Genomic DNA, 23,702 nt, shown 5'->3' on the forward strand with positions numbered 1-23,702 from the left:
GAGGCGGGGGGCGGCGGGGTCGCCCACGAAGAGCGGGGCGAGGACCAGCTGGAGTTCGTCGGCGAGGCCCTGGGTGAGCAGCTGGGTGTGGATCAGGCCGCCGCCCTCGACCATGAGCCGACGCACTCCGCGTACGTCGTGCAGGTGGGTGAGGAGGCTCCGCCAGTCGAGGCCGGCGCCGAGCGGGACGACGTCCGTGGCGAGGCCTCGGGCACGGGCGCGTTCGGCGCCCTCGTCGGTGGTGTAGAGAACCTTCTCGCCTCCGGTGTGCCAGAACCGAGCCTCCGGGTCGAGGTCGCCGGTGCCGCTGACGGTGACCTTCAGGGGGTATTCCGGCAGGCCGGCGGCCGTGCGGGCGGCACGCCGCCCGGGTGAGTTGACCAGCAGCCGCGGGTTGTCGGCGCGGATGGTCCCCGCGCCGACCAGGATCGCGTCGACGGAGGCCCGGACCTCGTCGACCCGGTCGAAGTCGGCCGGGCTGGAGAGGAGCAGGCGTTCGGGGCCGGTGTCGTCCAGGTAGCCGTCGAGGGAGACGGCGGCGGACAGCAGGACGTACGGGTGGGGCATCGACGCGCTCCTCGGAGGCTCGGGTCACGGAGGCGGGGCTGTGCTGGACTGGACCGGGCTGGACCGAAACTGCGGGCTTGGTTCAAGTTTGAAACAAACCTACACTGGTGGCATGACGAATCGCTGGCTCACCCCCGAGGAGCAACGCGCCTGGCGCGCGTACATCGCCGCCTCGCTGCTCCTGGAGGACGCGATCGACCGGCAGCTCCAGCAGGACGCCGGCATGCCCCACCTGTACTACTCCATCCTGTCCGTCCTGTCGGAGTCCCCGGAACGGCGGCTGCGCATGACCGACCTCGCCGAGCGGCTGAAGATCACGCGCAGCCGGCTGACGTACGCGGTGACGCGGCTGGAGAAGGACGGCATGCTGCGGCGTGAGGCCTGCCGGTACGACAAGCGGGGGAGCATCGCGGCCCTGACCGACGAGGGGTTCGCCGTACTGGAGCGCGCCGCGCCCGGGCATGTCGAGACCGTGCGGAGCTTCCTCTTCGACCGGCTCAGCGAGGAGCAGGTGGGGCAGTTGGAGGAGATCTCCTCGGCGATCGCGCAGGGGCTCCAGGAGGACGGGGCGCGGCCGGCGTCGGACGACGTGCCGTGGCGGCGGAGGTCGTCGACGGCCTGTTCGTGAGGGACGTCACAAGGACCCGGCGGTCGTTGCTTCAAATTTAAAGCACGAGTAGGGTTCCGATCGTGGATCTGCTTCAAATCTGAAGCAGTCCAGCACGGCTGTGCAGCCGAACAGGAACGGAACCCGGAGGCCCCGCATGCCCGACACTCCCACCGTCGTCGCCACCCCGCGCTCCCGCGTCCGGGTCCCGCTGCGCTTCCAGGACGGTTACGAGGCCGACGCCGAGCTCGTCACCTTCCACGGTCTGGCCGACGGCCAGGAGCACGTGGCCGTCGTCCTGGGCGAGCCCGGACCGGTTCCGCTGGTGCGGCTGCACTCCGAGTGCCTGACCGGGGACGTGTTCGGCTCGGCCCGCTGCGACTGCGGTCCGCAGCTGCGCGAGGCCGTCGAGCGCATAGCCGACCGCGGCGGCGTGCTCCTCTACCTCCGCCAGGAGGGCCGGGGCATCGGCCTCTACAACAAGCTCGACGCGTACGCCCTCCAGGACCAGGGCCTCGACACGTACGAGGCGAACGCGGCCCTGGGGCTGCCCGAGGACGCCCGCGACTACACGGCGGCGGCCCAGATGCTGCGGGCCCTGGGCATCGGCGAGTTGGACCTGCTCTCCAACAACCCCGACAAAGCGGACCAGTTGCGCACCCTGGGCGTCGATGTCCGCGACCGGATCCCCACGGGTGTCTTCACCACCGCGCACAACGTCCGCTACCTGCGCGCGAAGGTCCTCCAGACGCAGCACACGCTGCCGCTCGCCGCGCTGACGGAGCTGAGCGCCGGCTGACGCTTCCCGGCCGCTGCCGGTCGGCGAACGGAACTGCTTGCCCTTCGGCTCATCGGGTACAGCCTTTGAAAGAGGGCGACCTCAGCAGTACCCGGAGCTTATGGAAAGTGACCGTTTCGTGACCGAACTCGGCGGCCCCGGTGACCACCGGGCGAGGAGACCGGGCGACGGCCCGGAGGCCGTCGCGTCACAGATCGCCGATGCGGTGGACAGCCTGGCGGCCCTGTGGTCGGTCGCCGCGCAGAACGCGTCCCTGCGTCTGTCCCTGCACCAGTTGCGCGCGCTGCGCACACTGGAGGCGGCGCCCGGCCTGAACCTCACGACCCTGGCCGACCGGCTGGACATCGGCCTCCCGACGGCCAGCCGCCTCTGCGACCGCCTCGCGGCGGCCGGCCTCCTGGAGCGCGCCCCGCACCCCGACACCCGCCGTGAGGTGCAGCTGCGGCTCACCACCCACGGACAGCATGTCCTGGGCGAGGTCGCGGGCCGCCGCGCCGAGGCCCTGACCACGGCCCTGGCAGCGATGCGACCGGCGGAACGGGCGGCGTTGAGCACGGGGTTGCGGGGGTTCCTCGCGGCCCAGGACGCGAACGTGCCCCGCCCGGGCGGAACGAACGGAACCGGCTGACGGCGCCGGGGCGCGTGCGCCGGGCCGGGCGCGATGACGAATCCGGGCCAGTGGGCCGGGAGACGGTGCCGGCAGAAAGCCCGGCCACTGAGCCGGGGGACGGCACGGCGGGCCCGGGCGACCGCCAGAAGACCCGCCCTCGAACCGGCGGACGACGAGCTGCACGCCGCCGGCATCGCCCCGGCCACCGAGCGCTGCGCCCGCGGCAATGTTGCCGCGGTCTGCGGCCACGTCCACCAGGGCGACCGCGGAACGCCTCACCGGCGAACCGGAGGTCGCCGCCGACAGAAAGCCCCGCCACCAAGCCGACAGACGATCCCGAAACCCCACCGGAGACCGGGAGACGGCCCCGCCACAAGGCCCCGCCCCAAGACGGCGGACGACGACAGCGGAACAACTCACCGGCGAACCGGCCCCACGCCCGGTCGGTCCTCGAAACCCCGGTGCTTGTCAGCCCGTCGAGTCGGCGCGGCGCGCCGCGGGGCCCCCGCCGCCCAGTACCGCCACGCACGTGTCGTCGCTCACCGGACGGGCCGCGCTGCCCGCGTCCCTGAGGATCACCGCTGCCATCAGCGCCGGGTCGCAGCCGAGGAGCACGGTGTCCTCGGGGGACGTCCAGCGGCCGGGCAGGCCGTCGCTGTGCAGGACGAGGAGGCTGTCGTCCTGCCACGGCACCCGCTGCACGGGCACCGACGCCGGGGCCTGGGCGCCCACGATGCCGGGCTGGGACAGCAGTGGCTTCCATGTACCGCCGGTGCGCAGGCGGGCACCGACGTTGCCGATCCCGGCGAAGTGCAACCGCCCGGACGCGAGGTCGAGTTGGGCCACGGCGACGGCCGCGCCCCGGGTGGGGCGCAGGGCCCGGCCGAGGTGCCGCAGTATCTCGGCCGGCGGCAGGCCCGCCGCCCCGCGCAGCTCCTTCACGGCGGCGTCGGACGCCTCCGCGGCCTTGGCCCCGTGACCGAGCCCGTCGGCGAGCAGGAGGGTGAGGCGGTCGCCGTCGCCCACGTGGCTCCAGGCGTCGCCGGAGTGCTCGGCCCGGCCCAGCGGGACGTTGACGCCACCCGCGCTCGGCCCGCCCCGCGGGGAAGTCCCCGTCCGGCCGGCGGGCGGTTCGTGGTCGATGCGCGCCACGGCCACGGTGCCCCGGCCGGGTGCGCTGTGCAGGTCGAAGTCGTTCGCTATGCGCCGGCACGTGCCGAGGCCGGCGCCCAGGGAGGACGCGGTGGTGTAGCCGTCACGCATCGCCACCGCGATGTCCGGGATGCCGGGGCCGTGGTCGAGCGAGACGAGCTGCACCGACTGGCGAGGGCCGCCACTGTGCGCGCGCTCGACGAGGTTGATGAGCATGTGCCCGCCGTCCGCGTGCCGGATCAGGTTGGTCGCCAGTTCCGTCGCCACGAGCGCCGCGGTCGCCGTGCGGTGGGTGCCGAGCCCGGCGCACGCACTGGCCTCCTCGGCCGCCACCCGGACGTCCCGCACCCGGGTCGAGTCGTCCACCGGCACGTCCCAGACCCTGCTCATCACACCCCCGGTCGGGACGGCGGCACGGCGGTCGCCCACGCGGTCACGGTGACGGTGGTCCCCTCGCCGGGCCGGCTCTCCACGTCGAACTCATGGACCAGCCGCTTCGCCCCGCTCATACCGAGGCCGAGCCCGCCGCCGCTGGTGTAGCCGTCGGTCATCGCCTGGTCCAGATCCCTGATCCCGGGCCCGGCGTCGACGAAGGCCAGCCGCAGCCCGTGTGACTGCCCGGTGTCCAGCGGGGTGATCATCACATGGCCGCCTCCGCCGTGGACGAGGGTGTTGCGGGCCAGCTCGCTGGCGGCGGTGACGAGCTTGGTCTGCTGCACCAGCCCGAAGCCGAGCTCGGCGGCGGCCTGCCGGACCTGCTGCCGTACCCAGGCCAGGTCGGCGTCCGAGCCGATCGGCAGGCTGGCCGGGGCGGCATGGCGCGAGGCCTGCATCACGGACTCCCCTCGCCCTGCCGCTCACCGGCGGTGAGCATCTCCATCGCGCGTTCGACATCCAGGGCGGTCAGCAGTCCGGGCAGGGTGAGGCCCAGCTCGACCAGGGTGATGGCCACCGCCGGGCGCATTCCGGCCAGCACCGTACGGGCGGCCAGCAGTTCGGCTCCCGCGGCGATCTCGGCGAGGACCCGGCCCAGGAAGGAGTCGACGATCTCCACGCCGGAGATGTCGATGACCACACCGGTCACCCGGGTGTGCGCGATCCGGTCCGTGATGTCCTGCTGGAGCTGCTCGGCCATGCCGTCGTGCAACTCCCCCTGGAGGGTGACCAGCAGGATGTCGCCCAGCTTGAGGACGGGGACCGTGAAGGCGTGCCCGCCCGCGGCCCCGGCCACCGGGTGTCCGTACCCGGCGGGCCCGTTGCCCCCGGCCCCGGTCACCGCGCTCCCGCGTCCGCCGCCGGGACCGGCCCGATGGCGACGCCCTGCCGGCTGAGCGCGTAGGCCAGGGCGTCCGCCAGGCTCGCGCGGGTGAGCACCGTACCGAGGTCGATGCCCAGGTGGACTATGGTCTGCGCGATCGCGGGCCGGATCCCGGAGACGATGCACTCGGCGCCCATCAGGCGCGCCGCCGCCACCGTCTTCATCAGGTGCTGGGCGACCAGCGAGTCGACCGTGGGCACGCCGGTGATGTCGAGGATGGCGTACCGGGCGCGCTCGGCGACGATCGCGTCCAGCAGGCTCTCCATGACGACCTGGCTGCGGGCGCTGTCCAGCGTGCCGATCAGCGGAACGGCGACCGTGCTCTCCCAGAGCTTGATCACCGGGGTGGCCACCTCGTGCAGCTGCTCGCGCTGTCGTGCGATGACCTCCTCGCCCGCGCTGACCGTGGTCTCCAACACGACCAGGCGCAGCGTGCCGAGGAGCACGGTCAGCGCCACCACGCATTCCTGCGCCTCGGGGGAGTGCGGGTCCGGGAACTCGGCGCGCAGCACCTCCGTCGCCGGCTCGCGCAGCGCGGCGACCTCCCTGGCGACGCCGTCCGGGTCGAGGCCCGTGCGGGCGCGGGAGGCCGCCATCCGCCCCAACTGGTCGCGCACCGCCTCGAAGCCGGACGCCCGGATGTCCTCCAGCCGCCCGGAGGCCGCCACCGCGGCCAGCGCAGCCGCCACGGCCCTGCCCGCCTCGACCGCCTCGTCGCGGGATACGGTGAAGACCGTGCGGAACAGCGCCGCGTCCGCCCAGCGTTGGGCGATCTGTTCCCGGCGCCGTTCGAGGAAGGCGCTCACCTGCTGTGCGACCGGCTCCTGGTCCGCGTTCTCTTCCGACACCGTCACTTGTATCGCTCCCTTGCACGGGCAGGACCGAGGTCGCGCCGCGGCGCCTCCGCCGTTACTTGCCGTATGACAAACATTAGTGCCGACGGGCGACACCACCAAACAAGTCCTCGTCAACTCTCACGACCTGCGCCTTCCCCCATCCCCTGCCTCCCACGCCAGTCCAGACACACCACCAGGGCGTCGTCGTCCGCGACGGATCCGCCGCGATGGCCGGTCAGTTCGCGCAGGATGGCCCGGGGCACCTCGGCGGCCGGGAGCAGCCGGGTCGACTGGATCGCCCGGGCCAGCGCGGCGTCCCCGTACGCCTCTCCGCCCGGCGAGGCCACGTCGTACACCCCGTCGCTGACGAAGACCAGCCGGTCGCCGGGCTCGGCCCAGAACTCCTGGACGACGTAGTCGGTCTCCTCGAACATGCCGAGCGGCAGCTGGGCCTCGAAGGACACCCGCTCCACCACGCCCCGGCGCAGCCGCAGCAGTTGCGGGGAACCGGCGTCCACGGCCCGGACCCGCCCGGTGGCGAGCTCGAAGTCGAGCATGAGCATGGACAGGTAGCAGCGGCCCCGGTAGTGGGCGTACACCGCCTGGTCGGCCAGGGCCGCCTGGTCGGCGAGGGGCAGGCCGGCCCGGCGTGCGTTGCGCAGGGCGCTGATCGCCAGGTTCGTCAGCAGGGAGGCCTCTATGCCCTCGCCCATGCCGTTGGTGACGTAGAGACTGAGCCGGTCGGCCGTGGCGGACCAGTCGAAGTTGTCGCCGAAGATCGCGTACGCCGGTTCCAGCTGCGCGCCCAGCTCGTACTCGGGGCGGGCGCAGGAGCGGCCGGGCAGCAACTGCCACTGCATCTCGGCGGCCAGGGTCAGCCGGTCCCTGCGGCGCGCCTGGAGGTACAGGTCGGTGTCCCGCTCGGCCACCACCACCTCGTGCCCGAGCACCTCGGCGATCTCGGTCAGTTCGCCCAGGCAGTCGTCGAGGTGCGCACCGCCGGGCAGGGTCACCGTCAGTACGCCGAGCCGGTCGCCGCGCACGGTGACCGGCAGATGCGCGCGCACGCGGCTGTCCGAAAGGGGTTCCAGGTGCGGCTCCTGCGCGCCGAAGGCCCGCCCCGCCGGGCTGTTGTGCACGGACACCGGCTGCAGGGTGTGCGGCAGCACGGACACCGGCTGAAGCACCGTCAGTCCGTAGTCGGCCAGGAACAGCTCGACGGAGTCCGCCGTGTACTGATCGGTCAGTACACGACGGACCGCGTCCAGCAGTTGGTGGGGGGCCGCCGTGCGCAACGCGCGCTCGGCGGCCACGAATCTGTCCACAAGAATGGTCATTTCGGTCAGAACACCTATCTCTGATCGGTCGTCTACGAATGAAGGGGTACGGATCCTGGAGCGCAGGTCATCCGGTACGGGGCGGGCGCGCGCGGCCGCGGGCGCGGTGGGCGACGGCCGCCCCCGCGCCGGCTTCGGCCCTCGCCGCCCGCACGCCTAGTACGCTGACGGCCACCCCGGTGCCTGCGAGAGTGTGACTGTGACTTCCCTCCGACCCCGCCCTGAGCCAGCAGAGGTCGCTCGTGTGACCTCCACGGCTGCGGAGTTGCTGGAGGTCCTCTGGGGCCGGGCCTCGACGGCACCCGCCTCCGCGTCCCAGCTGCGTGTGCTGCTCATCCTCGAACACCACGAGGGCATCAACCTGCGCACCCTGGCCGACTCCCTCGCCTCCACGCCGCCCTCGACCAGCCGGCTCTGCGACCGGTTGCAGGCGGCCGGGTTCGTCGAGCGTGTGGTGAGTGCGGTGGACCGGCGCGAGGTGCGCCTGCAGCTCAGCAGCCGGGGCCGGGCCTTCCTGGCCGACCTGCGTATCCGCCGGGAGCAGGCGCTGCGCGCGGTGCTCGACCAGATGCCCGCGGCGAAGCGGGTGGCCTTGCTCCAGGGGCTGGAGGCGTTCTGCGACGCGGCGGCGGCCCAGATACACCACGACTCCGACGACGTCCCCGCGTCCGACACCCGGACTGCCTGAACTGCCCGTCGTGGCACCGGGTTGTACATTCCGGATCCTTCCCCGTGCCCGTCCGCCACGGCTACTTTGTTGCTGTGCGACTATGGTTGTCAAACGACAACTGTCCGCTCCTCGCATCCCTCGACCTCCTCTCCGCATTCCTGGTCCGAGTACCCCGACAACGCGCCGACCTGCGTCGACTGTGGTCTACGTCTCTGCGCGGGGTGCCCGGGGCATGAGCCCGGCAAGCGCGGGTAGCGGGGCGGGAGGTGGCCTGTCGGGGGATGGGAGCGGGCCGGAACCAGAGGGAGGGCCCGTGACGGCGACCACGCGTATCGGCACGACGACGGATTCCACCGCCACCGGCGAGGACCTGCCGCAGATCGCGGAGCCGCAGAAGCTCGCCCCGCAGGACGCGCGCGGGCTGACCGGACAGTTCCTGGACCGGCTCGCCGTACTGGAGGAGGGCACGCCCGAACACCAGTACGCACGCAACACGCTTATTGAGATGAACATGTCGCTGGTGCGGTTCGCGGCCCGCCGGTTCCGCAGCAGCGGCCAGGCGATGGAGGACGTCGTCCAGGTCGGCGTCATCGGCCTCATCAAGGCCATCGACCGCTTCGAGGTCTCCCGCGAGGTCCAGTTCACCAGCTTCGCGGTGCCGTACATCGTCGGCGAGATCAAGCGGTTCTTCCGCGACACGTCCTGGGCCGTGCACGTGCCGCGCCGCCTCCAGGAGGCGCGTACGGAACTCGCCAAGGCCACCGAGGAACTGGCCTCCCGCCTCGGCCGCGCACCGAGAGTCGCGGAGCTGGCGGCGCTGATGAACCTGTCGGAGGAGGAGGTCGTCGAGGCCCAGGTCGCGGCGAACGGCTACCTGTCCTCGTCCCTGGACGCCACGATCAGCGGCGACTCCGAGGACAGCGACTCGACGCTCTCCGAGTTCATCGGCGAGGAGGACCCGGGCCTGGAACTCGTCGAGGACTTCCACGCGCTGGCCCCCCTGATCGCCGAACTCGACGAACGCCAGCGCCTCATCCTCCACCTCCGCTTCGTGGAGGAACTCACCCAGGCGGAGATCGGCAAGCGCCTCGGCATCTCCCAGATGCACGTGTCCCGGCTGATCGCCCGGACCGTGGCGCGACTCCGGTCGGGGATGCTCGCGACGGGCTGAGCCCGGGCGGCGGCGCGGTCCACCGGAGAGACCGCCCGAGCCTGGGTCCACCTGGGCCACCCTCGCCCGGACGGCCGGCGCCGTCCGGGCGAATGCTGGAGAAACGGAGCGGAACGCCGAACCGGGAGACTTCCTCCGCGGCCGCCGGGCCCGGCTGAGCCCGGGCGAGGCGGGTGTGGCCCCGTGCGGCGGCGTCCGCCGGGTGCCGGGCCTGCGCCGCGAGGAGGTCGCGCACCTGGCCGGGGTGAGACGGACTATTACACCCGCCTCGAACAGGGCCGCCACCCCAACGTGTCCGAGGCGGTGCTGGACGCGGTCGCCCGTGCCCTGCGACTGGAGGACGACGAACGCGGCCACCTCTTCGACCTCGCCCGGTCCCGCCGCCCGGAGCGCGTGCCGCGCGTACGCCCCGAGGTCCACCAGATGCTGGACATCCTGGGCGGCGTCTCACCGGCCTTCGTCGTCAACCACCGCCAGGACGTGCCGGCCGCCACCCACCTGGCCCGCGCCCTGACCACCGACTGCGACGGACTGCCGTACCGGGAACGCAACTTCGCCCGCTACGTCCTCCTCGACCCCGCCGCCCACGAGCTGTACACACACTGGGACGAGGTCGCGCAGGTCGTCGTGGCCCACCCGCGCCCCCGCCAACTCCGTACGCCGCGCCCCCTCCTGAAAGGGGAGCCATGCATCCGCAGCACGTCGACAGCGACGAGAGCGGGCTCGGCCTCACCATCGCCGAGTTCATCCCCCGGCAGGTCATGCACCTCCAGCAGCTCCTGAAGGGCTTCCCGTTGCTCCACGGCGGCTGACGACCGGCACGTGAGAACCGGAGAACGCGGCAGCGCCCGAGCCGACCGGAGTCGACTCGGGCGCTGCCTCAGGTAGGCCCTGTGGGACTCGAACCCACAACCAATGGATTAAAAGTCCACTGCTCTGCCAATTGAGCTAAGGGCCCCAGGCGATGTTGCCCCCACGAGCATAGCCCGAGGTGGCCGAGTCTCCGATCGGGTATCGGGGACCCGGCCGTGCCGAAGGGGGAAACAGGCCCGGTGCGGGTCACTGACGCGGAGCGTCAGCCGTTGCGCTTCCAGCGCGGCTTGTCCTCGCGGCGGCCGAAGGAACCGCCGCCACGGTGGTCGTCACGACGGCCGTAGGGACGGTCGTGGCCGCCGGAGCGGTAGCCCGGACGGTCGTCCCGGCGGTCGCGGTCCGGCGGAAGCCGCCACGGTCACGGTCGAAGGAGCGACCGCCACGGTCACGGTCCCGGTCACGGTCCCGGTTGAAGCCACCACGGTCGTCACGACGCTCGAACGAACGCCCACCACGGTCACGGTCCCGGTCACGGTCGCGGTCGAAGGAACGGCCACCACGGTCGTCACGACGGAAGCCACCGCGGTCCTCGCGCCGCTCCCGCCGCTCGTACGGCGCGGAAGCCTCGGCGCGGTCCTCGCGCTCGACGTCCTTCGCGGTCGGCTGCTCCGGCACGGACACCTCGACGCCCGCCGGAGCCTCGGCGGACTCGCCGGCCACCACCGCGGCAGGCTCCTCGCCCCGCTCACGGGCGACCCGGGCGAGCAGCCGGTCGGACTCCTCGCGCAGCTCGTTCGCACGCCGCTGGGCCCGCTCCAGCTCCTTGGTGAGCTGAGCGACCTCACGCTCGGCCTGCTGCGCGGCGTTGCCCACGGACTCGGCCTGCACCTCGGTCATCGACCGAGCGCCGGTGATCTCGGCGACCTCCGGGTCGAAGGCACCCGCGCTCTGGATGATGTGGCGCGTGGCGTCGACGCCCGCGTCCTCCATCAGCCGGAAGATCTGCCGCCGCTGGTGCGGGAGCGAGAGGGAGACGACCGTGCCCGTGCGGCCGGCACGCGCCGTACGGCCCGCGCGGTGCAGGTAGTCCTTGTGGTCGCCGGCCGGGTCCACGTTCAGGACCAGGTCGATGCCGTCGACGTGGATGCCGCGGGCGGCGACGTCGGTCGCGACGAGCGCGTTGACGTAGCCCTTCTTGAAGTCCTCCAGCACGCGGGTGCGCGCGCCCTGCGTCATACCGCCGTGCAGCGCGTCGGCCTTCACACCGGAGTCGCACAGCTGCTCGGCGATGCGGTCGGCGCCCAGCTGGGTGCGGACGAAGATGATCGTGCGGCCCTTGCGGGAGGCGATCGCGGCGGTGACCGGCGCCTTGTCCTTGGGCTTCACGATGAGGATGTGGTGCGACATGGTCGTGACGTTGCCCTGGGCGCTGTCGACCTCGTGCGTGACCGGGTTGCTCAGGTAGCGCTTGACCAGCGTGGAGATCTCGTTCTCCATCGTGGCCGAGAACAGCATCCGCTGACCGCCGGCCGGGACCTGGTCGAGCAGCTCGGTGACCTCGGGCAGGAAGCCCAGGTCGGACATCTGGTCGGCCTCGTCGAGGACGGCGACCTCGACGTTCTCCAGGGAGCAGGCGCCACGGTTGATGATGTCGCGCAGCCGGCCCGGGGTGGCGACGAGGATGTCGACGCCGCGCTCCAGGGCGTAGATCTGGTTGCCCATCGACGTACCGCCGCAGACGACCTTCATCTTCAGGCCGACGACGTCGCCGTACGGCTGGAGGGCGTCCGCGACCTGCATCGCGAGTTCACGGGTCGGGGTGAGGATGACCGCGCGGGGCTTGTGCTTCTCGGTGCGGCCGCCGGCGAGACGCGCCAGGGTCGGCAGACCGAACGACAGGGTCTTGCCGGAGCCGGTGCGGCCACGGCCGAGGATGTCCTTTCCGGCCAGGGCGTCCGGAATGGTCGCGGCCTGGATCGGGAAGGGGGTGGTCACGCCGTTCTGCGCGAGCTTGCGCACGACGCCTTCGGGCAGGCCGAGGTCGGCGAAAGTGACGCTGGGGGTGTCTTCGACTGCCTCGTTCTCGGGCACGACGACGTGATCAGTACTGGCGATGGACATGCGAATGCGAAACCTTCCGGAGTCTCGTCGGCACGCGCCCGTCAACTCCGTGATTCGCGATTCGCAATACGACCGCCTCAATGCGGTCCACCACGGCAAGGGAGAGTACGCGCCACACGGCGCGCTCTGCGGTGGCGCCGGGCAAGATGGGATCAAACGATCTGCCACCATACGCAGTCCGGCCCCGTCAAGGCAAACCGAATGGTGCGGGCGACAGTGGGAGCGCGCCGAGGCACGTCCCGTGTGCTGACAACCGGCCATCGCCCGGAAATGTTCCCGCGGCACGAACAACGGTCCGCTCGTGTGACCGCCGCAACACCGCCGGGCCACAACGGGGCTGCCCGGCCGTGCCGCACCACCGCGCGGCCCGGGACGGACACTACGCCGGCGCCCCGGCCTCCGGCGCCGGTTCCCGCTGCTCCAGCTGCGGCTCCGGTGGCTCGTGCGCCGACGACGACGGCTCCGGCGTGGGCTCCGGGGACGTCGTCGGCTCCGGCGGCGTCGGCGTCGGTTCCGGATCGTCCGTCCGGGTGGGAGTGGGCGGAGCCGGCGGCTTCGGCACGGGCCGGTCCGGCTTGCCCGGCTTCCCCGGCTCACGCCCCTGCGCGGACGCGCTCGCCGCGGCGGTCGGCGACGCCTCGGGGGACGCCGACTCCCCCCGCTTGCCGTCCTTGCCCTTCGCACCCTTCCGGCCCTTGCCGTGCCCGCGCTCGCCACCGGCCGAGGCGACACCGATCCCGGTGCCGCCGCCCGACACCCCCGACCCGCCGTCGGGCGCCTCCCCGCCGCGCTGCCCGGCGGAGTGCGACGGCTTGGCCCTCCCGCCCGCACCGTCGTCGCCGACGCTCATGCAGCCGGCGGCGGCGGCGACGGCCACGAAGGTGGCGGCCAGGCGGACGGGTACGTACAAGGGGCGCACGGGGCCACCTCCGAAAGGGGTGATGGAGTCAACACCTCCAACTCCCGCCGCCCGCAAGAGGACACGCCGCCCGCGTTCACATCAGGGTCAGCCGTAACCCAGGGCGTGAAGGCGCGCGTCGTCAATGCCGAAGTGGTGTGCGATCTCGTGCACCACGGTGACTTCCGTCTCGGCGACGACGTCCTCCCGCGACTCGCACATCCTCAGGGTCGGATTCCGGTAGATGGTGATCCGGTCCGGCAGCACACCGGCGTACCACTCACCCCGGTCGGTCAGCGGAGTCCCCTCGTACAGCCCGAGCAGCTCGGGGTCCTCCGTCGGCGGCTCGTCCTCGACGAACACCGCGACGTTGTCCATCAGTCGGGTCAGCTCGGGCGGGATCCGGTCGAGCGCCTCGGCGACCAGCTCCTCGAACTCCTCGCGCGTCATCTCCAGCACAGGCCCATTGTCGGCCACGGCCCGCCCGTACGAGAGCCATCCGACGTCGCATATCCGGCCGGGCACATGGGCATACGGGACCAATGGCCCGCGTCCCCGCCGCTGTCCTGAGTGTCCTGAACCCGATCCGCAAGGCCCCGCGCGCCCTCGCCCGCCGGTACCGCTCCCGACAGGCCCCGGCCACGATCGCGCTCGTGCCGCAGCCGCACCCGTGGGCCCGCGCGGCCGGGCTCGTGGCCGTCGTCCTGCTCGGCGCCTGGCTGGGCCTGCTGGTGGTGGGCGATGTCCGGGTCCCGGTCGGCCCCATGAACACCACCATGACCCTGCGCCCCTCCTTCACCGGCGGCACCAAGATCAATATCTCGCCGCTGGGCGCGCTCCAGCTGGACAGCCACGTCGCCCCCGTCCGGCTGGACGTGAACGTCGACCAGCTCGACCCGGAGCGCTCCCAGGCCCTCGTCGACCACCCGGAACGCCTCTCCGGACTGCAGGACGAGGTCACCGAGGACGTCGGCCGCGGCACCCTCGACCTGGCCGTACGCTCCGGCGTCGCCGTCGTCGGCGGTGCCACCGCCCTCGGTCTCGCGGTCTACCGCCGCCCCCGCCGCGCCCTGGCCGCCGGAGGCCTCGCCCTCACGCTCCTCGCCGCCTCGGGCGGCACGGCGTACGCCACCTGGCGCCCCGACTCCGTCCTGGAACCCAAGTTCTCCGGCCTGCTCACCTCGGCCCCCTCCCTGGTCGGCAACGCCCGCAGCATCGTCACGGAATTCGACGTGTACCAGAAGGAGTTGGCCCGCCTGGTCACCAACGTGACCAAGCTCTACGACGCCACCTCGACGCTGCCCGCCTACGCGCCCGACCCGTCCACCATCCGGGTCCTGCACGTCTCCGACATCCACCTCAACCCGGCGAGCTGGAAGATCATCGCCTCGCTCGTGGAGCAGTACAAGGTGGACGTGATCGTCGACTCCGGCGACACGATGGACCACGGCACGGCCGCCGAGAACGGCTTCCTGGACCCCATCGAGGACCTCGGGGCCCCCTACGTCTGGGTGCGCGGCAACCACGACTCGACGATCACCCAGGACTACATGGAGGGCCTGAAGAACGTCCACGTCCTGGACAACGGCCGGGCGAAGACGATCAAGGGCCTGCGTTTCGCGGGCATGGGCGACCCGCAGTTCACCCCCGACCGCTCCAAGAGCGCCGGAGCCCGCCGGTCCCAGGAATTCGCGGGCGCCCGCCTGGCCACGGCCCTGCGCGACCAGAGCACCGCCGGCACCCCGGTGGACGTCGCCGTCGCCCACGAGCCGTCGGCCGCCCGCGAGGTCGACGGTGAGGTCCCCCTGGTCCTGGCCGGGCACATCCACCACGACGAGACGGAAGTCCTGAAGTACGGCACCCGCCTGCGCATCGAGGGCTCCACCGGCGGCAGCGGCCTGCGCGCCATCGAGGGCAAGCATCCGGACCCCATCGAGGCGTCGATCCTCTACTTCGACCGGGACACCCGGCACCTCCAGGCCTGGGACGAGATCGAACTGGGCGGCCTCGGCCTCACGACAGCGGAGGTCAGCCGCCACCTGCCCGAGGAGAACCAGCCGGGCGCGTCCCCCTCCCCGCGCACCCCGTCCCCCAGCGCTGCGTCCCCGAGCACCCCGACGACGGGCACCGCGTCGCCCTCCCCCTAAACCGTTTTGGCGATAGGTCCCGCCATCCCATATGCTTCTCACGTCCCCGACGCGCTGAGAAGCGCGCAGGCGGGCCGATAGCCCTCATCGTCTAGCGGCCTAGGACGCCGCCCTTTCAAGGCGGTAGCACGGGTTCGAATCCCGTTGGGGGCACGCATCACCCTGTGCGACACTGTCGTACGAAGCTTGGTCCTGTGGAGCAGTTTGGAGTGCTCGCCACCCTGTCAAGGTGGAGGCCGCGGGTTCAAATCCCGTCAGGACCGCTGAGGTTTCACGTGAAACCTCGTGGCTGGGTAGCTCAGTTGGTACGAGCGTCCGCCTGAAAAGCGGAAGGTCGCCGGTTCGACCCCGGCCCCAGCCACCGCCGCCCTAGCAGGGCATGCGGCCCCACCGAGAATCATCGGTGGGGCCGTTTTCGTGTCGGTCGACTACTCGTCCCCGCCGCTCCGCCGTGAACGGGAACCACGGTTCGCGCTGCGGGCCAGTTCGCTGCCGAGCAGCGTCGCCACGCGTCATGACCCCCGCCGCCCGCCCCGCGCACCGCCGAGACAAAAGCGTTCGCCACGGATTTCCCGGGGATGAGATCCTGGATCGCGTATGTCTACGCAATCCGCCCCCGCACTCGGCGCCCTCGCCTCCCGCCTGACCGAGCTGTCCCTGCGCGACGCGCACCGGCTCGGGCGCAGGCTCGAAGGTGCGCGCAAGATCCGCAAGCCGGAGGCCCGGGCCGCCGTGCTCGCCGAGATCGAGGCGGAGGTCGCCAAGGGCGAGGAGCGGATGGCCGGGCGGCAAGCCCGGGTGCCCGCGATCACGTACCCCGAGCAGCTGCCGGTCAGCCAGAAGAAGGACGCGATCGCCGACGCCATCCGCGACCACCAGGTCGTGATCGTGGCCGGCGAGACCGGCTCCGGCAAGACGACCCAGATCCCCAAGATCTGCATGGAGCTGGGGCGGGGCGTGCGCGGCATGATCGGGCACACGCAGCCGAGACGGATCGCCGCCCGTACCGTCGCCGAACGCGTGGCGGAGGAGCTGGACACGCCGCTGGGCGAGGCCGTCGGCTGGAAGGTGCGTTTCACCGACCAGGTCGACCCGGACGCCACCTTCGTCAAGCTCATGACGGACGGCATCCTGCTCGCCGAGATCCAGACCGACCGCGAGCTGCGCGCCTACGACACGATCATCATCGACGAGGCCCACGAGCGGTCCCTCAACATCGACTTCCTGCTGGGCTACCTCGCCCAGCTGCTGCCGAAGCGCCCCGATCTCAAGGTCGTCATCACCTCGGCCACCATCGACCCCGAGCGCTTCTCGCGGCACTTCGGCGACGCCCCGATCGTCGAGGTCAGCGGCCGGACCTACCCCGTGGAGGTCCGCTACCGGCCGCTCCTCGAAGAGGACTCCGACGACGCCGACCGCGACCAGATCACCGCGATCACCGACGCCGTGGAAGAGCTCCAGAAAGAGGGCAAGGGCGACATCCTGGTCTTCCTCTCCGGCGAGCGCGAGATCCGCGACACGGCCGACGCCCTCACGAAGAAGAACTACCGCTTCACGGAGATCCTGCCCCTCTACGCCCGGCTCTCCCACGCCGAGCAGCACCGCGTCTTCCAGCCGCACACCGGCCGCAGGATCGTTCTGGCCACGAACGTCGCCGAGACGTCCCTGACGGTCCCGGGCATCAAGTACGTCATCGACCCGGGCTTCGCGCGCATCTCCCGCTACAGCCACCGCACCAAGGTCCAGCGGCTGCCCATCGAGCCGGTCTCGCAGGCCAGCGCCAACCAGCGCAAGGGCCGCTGCGGCCGTACGTCCGACGGCATCTGTATCCGCCTCTACAGCGAGGACGACTTCAACGCCCGCCCGGAGTTCACGGACGCGGAGATCCTCCGGACGAACCTGGCCTCCGTCATTCTCCAGATGACCGCGGCCGGCCTCGGCGACATCGAGAAGTTCCCCTTCATCGACCCGCCGGACCACCGCAACATCCGCGACGGTGTCCAGCTGCTGCAGGAGCTGAACGCCCTCGACCCGGCGCAGAAGGACCCGCGCAAGCGGCTGACGGACACCGGCCGCAAGCTCGCCCAGCTGCCCGTCGACCCCCGGCTGGCCCGGATGGTCCTGGAGGCGGACAGGAACGGCTGTGTCCGCGAGGTCATGGTCATAGCGGCGGCGCTGTCCATCCAGGACCCGCGGGAACGCCCCGCCGACAAGCAGACCCAGGCGGACCAGCAGCACGCCCGGTTCAAGGACGAGACCAGCGACTTCCTGGCCTTCCTGAACCTCTGGCGCTACCTCCGCGAGCAGCAGAAGGAACGGGGTTCGTCCTCCTTCCGCCGGATGTGCAAGCAGGAGTACCTCAACTTCCTTCGCATCCGCGAATGGCAGGACATCTACTCCCAGTTGCGCACGGTCGCGAAGCAGATGGGCATCCACCTCAACGAGGACGACGCCCCGGCCGACCGCATCCACGTCTCCCTCCTCGCCGGCCTGCTCTCCCACATCGGCATGAAGGACGTGAAGGACGGCTCGAAGAACGAGTACCTGGGCGCCCGGAACGCCAAGTTCGCGGTCTTCCCCGGCTCGGCCCTCTTCAAGAAGCCCCCGCGCTTCGTGATGTCCGCCGAACTCGTCGAGACCTCCCGCCTCTGGGCCCGCGTCAACGCCAAGATCGAGCCCGACTGGGTCGAACCCCTCGCCCAGCACCTCGTCAAGCGCACCTACAGCGAACCGCACTGGGAGAAGGACCAGGCCGCGGTGATGGCGTACGAGAAGGTCACGCTGTACGGCGTGCCGATCGTGGCGCAGCGGAAGGTCAACTACGGGCGGATCGACCCGGAGGTCAGCCGCGAGCTGTTCATCCGGAACGCGCTCGTCGAGGGGGACTGGCGCACCCACCACAAGTTCTTCTCGGACAACCGCAGGCTCCTCACCGAGGTCGAGGAGCTGGAGCACCGGGCCCGGCGCCGGGACATCCTGGTCGACGACGAGACGCTGTTCGACTTCTACGACCAGCGGATCCCCGAACACGTCGTCTCCGGAGCCCACTTCGACTCCTGGTGGAAGCGCAAGCGGCACGAGCAGCCCGACTTCCTCGACTTCGAGCGCGAGATGCTCATCAACGAGAAGGCGGGCGAGGTCACCAAGGCCGACTATCCGGACTCCTGGCGCCAGGGGAACCTCAAGTTCCGAGTCACGTACCAGTTCGAGCCGGGCGCGGACGCCGACGGCGTGACCGTGCACATCCCGCTCCAGGTCCTCAACCAGGTCACGGATGAGGGCTTCGACTGGCAGATCCCGGGCCTGCGCGAAGAGCTGGTGACGGAGCTGATCCGGTCCCTGCCGAAGCCGATCCGCCGGAACTACGTCCCGGCCCCGAACTACGCGAAGGCGTTCCTGGACAAGGCGGCACCTCCCCCGGTCTCGGCTTCGCTCGACCGGGGGGACCCCCATCAAGAGCCCCTGACCACGACCATGACCCGCGAGCTGCGGCGCATGGTCGGCGTGCCCTTCGAGGCGGACGACTTCGACTGGGCCAAGGTCCCCGACCATCTGCGGGTCACCTTCCGGATCGTCGACGAGCGGCGGCGGAAGCTGGCGGAGGACAAGGACCTGGAGGCGCTGAAGCTGCAGCTGCGGCCCAAGGCCCGCAAGGCCCTCTCCCAGGCGGCCGCGGCCACCGCGGAACGCCGGGGCGGCGAGTCGCTGGAGCGCAAGGGCCTCACCGACTGGACGATCGGCACGCTCACCCGTGTCTTCGAGACCCGGCGGGCCGGGCAGCCGGTGAAGGCGTATCCGGCGCTGGTCGACGACGGCGACACGGTCTCCGTACGCCTCTTCGACACGGAGGCGGAACAGGCGCAGGCCATGTGGAAGGGCACCCGCCGCCTGATCCTGCGCAACATCCCGGTGAACCCGGCGAAGTTCGCCTCCGAGAAGCTGACGAACGCGCAGAAGCTGGCGCTGTCCTCGAATCCGCACGGCTCCATCCAGGCGCTGTTCGACGACTGCGCGATGGCGGCGGCCGACAAGCTGATCGCGGACTTCGGCGGGCCGGCGTGGGACGAGGAGTCGTACCGGAAGCTGTACGACAAGGTGCGCGCCGAGATCGTCGACACGACCGTCCGTACGGTGGGGCAGGTGCAGCAGGTGCTGGCCGCCTGGCAGGCCTGTGAGCGCCGTCTGAAGACCGTACGCAGCCCCGCGCTGCTGCCGAACCTCCAGGACGTGCGGGGGCAGCTGGACGCCCTGGTGAAGCCGGGCTTCGTGACGGAGGCGGGTCTGCGCCGGCTGCCGGACCTCATGCGCTACCTGGTCGCGGCCGACCGCCGTCTGCAGCAGATGCCGACGAACGTCCAGCGGGACACGACGCGGATGCAGAAGGTCCAGGAGATGCAGGACGAGTACGCCTGGCTCCTGGAGCAGATGCCGCAGGGCCGGCCGGTCCCCTCGGCCGTCCTCGACATCCGCTGGATGATCGAGGAGCTCCGGGTCAGCTACTTCGCCCACGCGCTCGGCACGGCGTACCCCGTCTCCGACAAGCGGATCGTGAAGGCGATCGACGCGGTGGCGCCGTAACGGCACGAGCACCCAGGGTGAGTTCGACCAGGCGCCCACCCTCCTGTACAGTCTCTTCTCGCAGCGCAACGCACGAATGGCGCCGCGAAACCTGGTCCTGTGGAGCAGTTTGGAGTGCTCGCCACCCTGTCAAGGTGGAGGCCGCGGGTTCAAATCCCGTCAGGACCGCAGTGAAGACAGAAGGGCCCGCATCCCGCGAGGGACGCGGGCCCTTCTGCATGCCCTCAACCACGCGCCCTCGCCACCCCGTCAAGGTGGAGGCCACCCCCCGCCCGGCGCTCTGTGCGTCCCTCCCTGGGCCCTCGCGCCGTCTTGACGGGCTCTCATTCGCTCGGTACCCAGAAACCAGGACCGCTCCCCGTGTGGCCCCTGGAGGTGGCGTATGGCGGCATCGGCTAGGCACGAGACGCGGGCCCTGCTGCGCGCCCACCTGGCGGCCGCGTCGTCGTACCGGCACCTCACCCGTCACTGCCCGATCTGCCACCACCTGCTGCGCCTGACGCTGGAATCCACACCTCGCGCCGCGCAGGCCTCCGAGGAGGTCATCGAGGACGAGAGCCCGGCGCGGGCGTGACGGGAGACCCGGCCCCAACACCCGTCCACACGTGGGTCGCTGGAGACCGGAAGCTCCTCTACCGCACCGCCGTCGGCGCTAACAAGCCGCTTGGTATGTGACGGGTGTCACTGCATGAGTTTTGGAAAGTGCGGTACTTACTCCCCGCCTACAACGGGTCAATTTTATATGTGCAATTGCACCCTCACCTGCGGTGCCGCCCATAGGGGATCCGACACCCTCCCCCAGACTCCGACAAGGCCGCTCACAGCACGACCCGGCAGGCACACGGTCGGCGCACAAAAAAGATCGCGCTGGACCCGGCGGAGTCCAGCGCGACCGACGACGCACCCTGTTATGTGTCTGAGTAGCTCTGACTTGCGTGGGCGTGGGGCCTGTTGGGGCAGGACCCGCGTCGCTTGGAGCTGTGGTGCCGGACACCTCGGCCAGTTGGGGGAACCAGCCGGTTTGCCCGGTTATTCAGTTGTTCAGGCTTCGCTGCGCTGCTGCGGAATGCCCGCGAGCAGAGCGCGGACCTCTGCCTCGCGGTAGCGGCGATGCCCGCCGAGCGTGCGGATCGACGTGAGCTTGCCGGCCTTCGCCCACCGCGTGACCGTCTTGGGGTCGACGCGGAACATGGTGGCGACCTCAGCCGGGGTCAGCAGCGGCTCGGCATCAGGGGTGCGAGCGGTCATGAGCGGCCTCCTCGGGAGAACCGAACCTTCTCGGTTCTTTCCTCTAAATTCTGCACCTTGACCCGCGTTGCCCGAAATGGCGGACGCGAGTCGAGTCGGTTATAGGACGAACGGCTTGTCCTCGGCACTACAACTACACCATCTGTCCAGCCGCGTCGGCCAAACCGATGGAATTGCCCTCCCAGGTGTTCATCAGCGACGGAAGCCGATGGACCATGCCATAGCGGACAGTCACGCCGCTGTGACGATCAGTCACAGGGCGATCAGGAGGCACCAGTCCCCCCAAAGCGTGCAATGCTGAGATTCCGCCCACACTGCTACGCAACGGGACGGAAGGAGCCCCCCGGACTCCTTGTCCTATTTTGGCATGAGGGGGGGCAAGGGGCGCAAGGGCCGCGTACGTGTAGTCCGTCACGCTTGGCCTACTTGAGAGGTACGCCCGGATCGGGACCTACGTCCGATGTTGACGAGGCCTCAGCGAACAGAGAGCGCTCTTCAGGAACATCGGTGCGAGGACGAAACCCCAAAACGGGCGGTACGTCAAACGTCAGTTCGTGACCGACCGGGAGCGTTCCGTAGGAGCCGAAGGTCAGAGGTCAGTTCGCCGAGCGAAGATCCCGTACGGAACGCCACCGCTCCACGAGCCGGGCGTACGCCGCCCCCGCCGCCGTCCCGTCGCCCCTGCGCAGCGCGGCGATGCCCTCGGCCACGTCCGCCGCCGAATGGTCCTCCTCCAGCGCCCCGGCCGGCAGGGCGTGCACGAGGCCGCCGTAGTCCAGCTCCACGAGCGAGCGCGGGTGGAACTCCTCCAGCCAGCGCCCGACGTCCACCAGGCCGTCGATCAGCGGCCCCTCGTCCATGGCCTCCTTCAGGGCCCGCAGGCCCCGGGCCACGCGCCGCCGGGCCTGGACCATGGGCGTGCGGTAGCGCAGCACCGGCGGGCTGTCCGCGCTGTCGCCCTTGTCGTACTCACGCTCCTCGTCGGAGACGAGCACGAACCAGTTGATCGGCACCTGCCAGGTCGCCGTACGGATCCACGGCCGGGCGTCCGGGTTGATCGCCAGCCAGCGCTCGTAGTCCTGGGCGGCCTGGTTGCGCAGGACGGGCGGCAGAACCGCGTCCATGACCGGCGGCGGGAGCTCCTCGGAGAGCTCGTCCAGGGCCAGCCAGCCGCGCAGCCGGGTGCGCCAGGGGCAGACGCAGACGACACCGTCGACCTCGAGCACGAAGGCGTCCTCGCTCTCGTGCACCGGCACCGGGACCGGCGGGGTGGGTGCCAAGGCGGCGAGGGCGCTGCGGAGTTCGTCCTGGTACGAGGGACGGTCCGGACGGCGGGCGTAACGGTCCCACTGGCTGCGCTCCGGCTCGGGGAAGGCGGCCAGCGGTTCGTACACGCGCAGGTAGGTCGCGTAGGGGACGATCACCGAGGACACCTTGGGCACGCCTGCTCCCTCCCCCGCGCTCCGACGGGAAAACCTGCGGAACCCACTCACAAACGCGCGGGAAATCTATGCAAATCGTCGCACGGGTGTACTCCGGAAGGAGGTGATCCTGAGCACTGTGCGGCCGGCGGGGCGGCCAGGCCCTAATCTCATGCTCAACAGTTCCCGCCACCCTCCCCCACAGCCAAAAGCGCGGGGGGACCCCCACGGGAGCTCGTCTCACCCGCCGCACCTACTCAGGAGTCACCACAGTGACCGACGTAACCGGCGCGCCTGCTGATGTACTGCACACCCTGTTCCACTCGGACCAGGGGGGTCATGAGCAAGTCGTGCTCTGCCAGGACCGCGCGAGCGGCCTCAAGGCCGTCATCGCCCTCCACTCCACCGCGCTGGGCCCCGCGCTCGGCGGTACGCGCTTCTACCCGTACGCGAACGAGGCGGAGGCCGTCGCCGACGCGCTGAACCTCGCACGCGGGATGTCGTACAAGAACGCCATGGCCGGTCTCGACCACGGTGGCGGCAAGGCCGTGATCATCGGCGACCCGGACACGGTCAAGAGCGAGGAGCTGCTCCTCGCCTACGGCCGGTTCGTGGCCTCGCTCGGCGGCCGGTACGTCACCGCCTGCGACGTCGGCACGTACGTCGCCGACATGGACGTCGTGGCCCGCGAGTGCCGCTGGACCACCGGGCGCTCCCCCGAGAACGGCGGCGCCGGTGACTCCTCCGTCCTCACCGCCTACGGCGTCTACCAGGGCATGCGGGCCTCCGCCCAGCACCTGTGGGGCGACCCCTCGCTGCGGGCCAAGCGGGTCGGCATCGCCGGCGTCGGCAAGGTCGGCCACCACCTGGTGGAGCACCTGCGGGCGGAGGGCGCCGAGGTCGTCATCACGGACGTGCGCGAGGAGGCCGTGGGCCGGATCCTCGCGGCCCACCCCACGGGCGTCACGGCCGTCGCCGACACGGCCACCCTGATCCGCGCCGAGGGCCTCGACATCTACGCCCCGTGCGCACTCGGCGGCGCCCTGAACGACGACACGGTGCCCGCGCTGACCGCCAAGGTGGTCTGCGGCGCCGCCAACAACCAGCTCGCCCACCCGGGCGTCGAGAAGGACCTCGCCGACCGCGGGATCCTCTACGCGCCCGACTACGTGGTGAACGCCGGCGGTGTCATCCAGGTCGCCGACGAGCTGCACGGCTTCGACTTCGAGCGGTGCAAGGCGAAGGCGGCGAAGATCTTCGACACCACGCTGGCCATATTCGCACGTGCGAAGGAAGACGGCATTCCGCCGGCCGCCGCGGCCGACCGGATCGCCGAGCAGCGGATGCACGACGCCGCGAGGGCGCGCCGGGCGCGCTGACACGGATCGCATCCGCGGGGCCCGCGCACG

Annotated in this window: 20 protein-coding genes, 5 tRNA genes and 1 pseudogene; 14 read left to right on the plus strand and 12 right to left on the minus strand. The window is 71.1% G+C overall.

Annotated features, from left to right (window positions below):
- Positions 1 to 567, minus strand: a 567-nt coding sequence (locus SSQG_RS18320) for a RibD family protein (RefSeq protein ID WP_003991299.1), incomplete at its 3' end; no start/stop codon positions are given.
- A 112-nt stretch (positions 568 to 679) separates the two neighbouring features.
- Here SSQG_RS18320 and SSQG_RS18325 point away from each other — a divergent pair.
- The 3 genes from SSQG_RS18325 (at position 680) to SSQG_RS18335 (ending at position 2,601) form a co-directional block, all read left to right on the plus strand.
- Complete coding sequence (locus SSQG_RS18325) at positions 680 to 1,195, plus strand: MarR family winged helix-turn-helix transcriptional regulator (RefSeq protein ID WP_003991300.1); 516 nt, start codon at positions 680 to 682, stop codon at positions 1,193 to 1,195.
- A 136-nt stretch (positions 1,196 to 1,331) separates the two neighbouring features.
- On the plus strand, positions 1,332 to 1,973 hold the full coding sequence (locus tag SSQG_RS18330; RefSeq protein ID WP_039933047.1) for a GTP cyclohydrolase II: 642 nt from the start codon (positions 1,332 to 1,334) through the stop codon (positions 1,971 to 1,973).
- Positions 1,974 to 2,073: 100 nt separating this feature from the next.
- Entirely contained in the window at positions 2,074 to 2,601 is a 528-nt protein-coding gene (locus SSQG_RS18335) for a MarR family winged helix-turn-helix transcriptional regulator (protein ID WP_208865655.1), read from the plus strand.
- Between the two features lie 450 nt (positions 2,602 to 3,051).
- On the opposite strand, the gene SSQG_RS18345 is transcribed toward SSQG_RS18335, so the two are convergent.
- The 5 genes from SSQG_RS18345 to SSQG_RS18365 form a co-directional block, all read right to left on the minus strand.
- On the minus strand, positions 3,052 to 4,125 hold the full coding sequence (locus tag SSQG_RS18345) for an ATP-binding SpoIIE family protein phosphatase (RefSeq protein WP_003991303.1): 1,074 nt from the start codon (positions 4,123 to 4,125) through the stop codon (positions 3,052 to 3,054).
- Positions 4,125 to 4,568: an anti-sigma regulatory factor gene (locus SSQG_RS18350; protein ID WP_003991304.1), complete on the minus strand. Its 444-nt coding sequence runs from the start codon at positions 4,566 to 4,568 to the stop codon at positions 4,125 to 4,127. Before SSQG_RS18350 ends, SSQG_RS18345 begins: the two co-directional genes overlap by 1 nt.
- Positions 4,568 to 4,966: an STAS domain-containing protein gene (locus tag SSQG_RS18355; protein WP_039935175.1), complete on the minus strand. Its 399-nt coding sequence runs from the start codon at positions 4,964 to 4,966 to the stop codon at positions 4,568 to 4,570. The genes SSQG_RS18350 and SSQG_RS18355 overlap by 1 nt, the downstream gene beginning before the upstream one ends.
- Positions 4,967 to 5,007: 41 nt before the next feature.
- Positions 5,008 to 5,907: an STAS domain-containing protein gene (locus SSQG_RS18360; protein WP_003991306.1), complete on the minus strand. Its 900-nt coding sequence runs from the start codon at positions 5,905 to 5,907 to the stop codon at positions 5,008 to 5,010.
- 113 nt (positions 5,908 to 6,020) lie between these two features.
- A complete protein-coding gene (locus tag SSQG_RS18365; protein WP_208865656.1) occupies positions 6,021 to 7,226 on the minus strand; it encodes a PP2C family protein-serine/threonine phosphatase in 1,206 nt (401 codons plus the stop codon).
- A 193-nt stretch (positions 7,227 to 7,419) separates the two neighbouring features.
- Between SSQG_RS18365 and SSQG_RS18370 the strand changes: the two genes are divergently transcribed.
- The 3 genes from SSQG_RS18370 to SSQG_RS44020 all read left to right on the plus strand — a co-directional run bounded on the left by SSQG_RS18370 (position 7,420) and on the right by SSQG_RS44020 (position 9,850).
- Positions 7,420 to 7,914, plus strand: coding sequence for a MarR family transcriptional regulator (locus tag SSQG_RS18370; protein ID WP_003991308.1), 495 nt, complete (start codon positions 7,420 to 7,422; stop codon positions 7,912 to 7,914).
- A gap of 295 nt (positions 7,915 to 8,209) precedes the next feature.
- Complete coding sequence (locus tag SSQG_RS18375) at positions 8,210 to 9,067, plus strand: RNA polymerase sigma factor SigF (RefSeq protein ID WP_003991309.1); 858 nt, start codon at positions 8,210 to 8,212, stop codon at positions 9,065 to 9,067.
- A gap of 291 nt (positions 9,068 to 9,358) precedes the next feature.
- Positions 9,359 to 9,850 (plus strand): hypothetical protein, encoded by a 492-nt coding sequence (locus SSQG_RS44020; RefSeq protein ID WP_052310301.1) that lies wholly within the window; start codon positions 9,359 to 9,361, stop codon positions 9,848 to 9,850.
- A gap of 102 nt (positions 9,851 to 9,952) precedes the next feature.
- On the opposite strand, the gene SSQG_RS18385 is transcribed toward SSQG_RS44020, so the two are convergent.
- From SSQG_RS18385 to SSQG_RS18400, 4 genes and pseudogenes are all read right to left on the minus strand, one after another.
- Positions 9,953 to 10,025, minus strand: a tRNA-Lys gene (locus SSQG_RS18385).
- Between the two features lie 117 nt (positions 10,026 to 10,142).
- Positions 10,143 to 12,001, minus strand: a pseudogene (locus tag SSQG_RS18390) (DEAD/DEAH box helicase).
- A gap of 379 nt (positions 12,002 to 12,380) precedes the next feature.
- Entirely contained in the window at positions 12,381 to 12,920 is a 540-nt protein-coding gene (locus tag SSQG_RS18395) for a hypothetical protein (RefSeq protein WP_003991312.1), read from the minus strand.
- An 87-nt stretch (positions 12,921 to 13,007) separates the two neighbouring features.
- Positions 13,008 to 13,358 carry a metallopeptidase family protein gene (locus tag SSQG_RS18400; RefSeq protein ID WP_039933053.1) on the minus strand — a complete coding sequence of 117 codons (351 nt, stop codon included), beginning with the start codon at positions 13,356 to 13,358 and terminating at the stop codon, positions 13,008 to 13,010.
- 83 nt (positions 13,359 to 13,441) lie between these two features.
- Between SSQG_RS18400 and SSQG_RS18405 the strand changes: the two genes are divergently transcribed.
- The 7 genes from SSQG_RS18405 (at position 13,442) to SSQG_RS18435 (ending at position 20,198) form a co-directional block, all read left to right on the plus strand.
- Positions 13,442 to 15,046 (plus strand): metallophosphoesterase family protein, encoded by a 1,605-nt coding sequence (locus SSQG_RS18405; RefSeq protein ID WP_003991314.1) that lies wholly within the window; start codon positions 13,442 to 13,444, stop codon positions 15,044 to 15,046.
- A gap of 80 nt (positions 15,047 to 15,126) precedes the next feature.
- A tRNA-Glu gene (locus SSQG_RS18410) sits at positions 15,127 to 15,199 on the plus strand.
- A 35-nt stretch (positions 15,200 to 15,234) separates the two neighbouring features.
- Positions 15,235 to 15,309, plus strand: a tRNA-Asp gene (locus tag SSQG_RS18415).
- Positions 15,310 to 15,333: 24 nt separating this feature from the next.
- Positions 15,334 to 15,407: transfer RNA gene (locus SSQG_RS18420), tRNA-Phe, on the plus strand.
- Between the two features lie 236 nt (positions 15,408 to 15,643).
- Positions 15,644 to 19,624 carry an ATP-dependent RNA helicase HrpA gene (gene hrpA, locus SSQG_RS18425; protein ID WP_003991315.1) on the plus strand — a complete coding sequence of 1,327 codons (3,981 nt, stop codon included), beginning with the start codon at positions 15,644 to 15,646 and terminating at the stop codon, positions 19,622 to 19,624.
- Positions 19,625 to 19,717: 93 nt separating this feature from the next.
- Positions 19,718 to 19,792, plus strand: a tRNA-Asp gene (locus SSQG_RS18430).
- Between the two features lie 214 nt (positions 19,793 to 20,006).
- Positions 20,007 to 20,198, plus strand: a complete 192-nt coding sequence (locus SSQG_RS18435) for a DUF6274 family protein (protein ID WP_003991316.1) — start codon at positions 20,007 to 20,009, stop codon at positions 20,196 to 20,198.
- 467 nt (positions 20,199 to 20,665) lie between these two features.
- Here SSQG_RS18435 and bldC read toward each other — a convergent pair whose 3' ends face one another.
- Together bldC and SSQG_RS18445 are read right to left on the minus strand one after the other, a co-directional pair.
- Positions 20,666 to 20,872: a developmental transcriptional regulator BldC gene (gene bldC, locus SSQG_RS18440; RefSeq protein WP_003949541.1), complete on the minus strand. Its 207-nt coding sequence runs from the start codon at positions 20,870 to 20,872 to the stop codon at positions 20,666 to 20,668.
- Positions 20,873 to 21,468: 596 nt separating this feature from the next.
- Positions 21,469 to 22,314, minus strand: a complete 846-nt coding sequence (locus SSQG_RS18445) for a hypothetical protein (protein WP_003991317.1) — start codon at positions 22,312 to 22,314, stop codon at positions 21,469 to 21,471.
- Positions 22,315 to 22,565: 251 nt separating this feature from the next.
- Here SSQG_RS18445 and SSQG_RS18450 point away from each other — a divergent pair, with 251 nt between their 5' ends.
- Positions 22,566 to 23,672 carry a Leu/Phe/Val dehydrogenase gene (locus tag SSQG_RS18450; RefSeq protein ID WP_003991318.1) on the plus strand — a complete coding sequence of 369 codons (1,107 nt, stop codon included), beginning with the start codon at positions 22,566 to 22,568 and terminating at the stop codon, positions 23,670 to 23,672.
- Positions 23,673 to 23,702 lie beyond the last annotated feature (30 nt).

This window comes from Streptomyces viridochromogenes DSM 40736 (genome assembly GCF_000158955.1).
GTDB lineage: Bacteria > Actinomycetota > Actinomycetes > Streptomycetales > Streptomycetaceae > Streptomyces > Streptomyces venetus.

What these genes read in the sequence shown, in the direction of transcription:
- SSQG_RS18325 (WP_003991300.1), top strand. Translation starts at nt 680, where the DNA reads ATGACGAATCGCTGGCTCACCCCCGAGGAGCAACGCGCCTGGCGCGCG.
- SSQG_RS18350 (WP_003991304.1), bottom strand. Translation starts at nt 4,568, where the DNA reads ATGCAGGCCTCGCGCCATGCCGCCCCGGCCAGCCTGCCGATCGGCTCG.
- SSQG_RS18330 (WP_039933047.1), top strand. Translation starts at nt 1,332, where the DNA reads ATGCCCGACACTCCCACCGTCGTCGCCACCCCGCGCTCCCGCGTCCGG.
- SSQG_RS18335 (WP_208865655.1), top strand. Translation starts at nt 2,074, where the DNA reads ATGGAAAGTGACCGTTTCGTGACCGAACTCGGCGGCCCCGGTGACCAC.
- SSQG_RS18345 (WP_003991303.1), bottom strand. Translation starts at nt 4,125, where the DNA reads ATGAGCAGGGTCTGGGACGTGCCGGTGGACGACTCGACCCGGGTGCGG.
- hrpA (WP_003991315.1), top strand. Translation starts at nt 15,644, where the DNA reads ATGTCTACGCAATCCGCCCCCGCACTCGGCGCCCTCGCCTCCCGCCTG.
- bldC (WP_003949541.1), bottom strand. Translation starts at nt 20,872, where the DNA reads ATGACCGCTCGCACCCCTGATGCCGAGCCGCTGCTGACCCCGGCTGAG.
- SSQG_RS18435 (WP_003991316.1), top strand. Translation starts at nt 20,007, where the DNA reads ATGGCGGCATCGGCTAGGCACGAGACGCGGGCCCTGCTGCGCGCCCAC.
- SSQG_RS18405 (WP_003991314.1), top strand. Translation starts at nt 13,442, where the DNA reads ATGGCCCGCGTCCCCGCCGCTGTCCTGAGTGTCCTGAACCCGATCCGC.
- SSQG_RS18365 (WP_208865656.1), bottom strand. Translation starts at nt 7,226, where the DNA reads ATGACCATTCTTGTGGACAGATTCGTGGCCGCCGAGCGCGCGTTGCGC.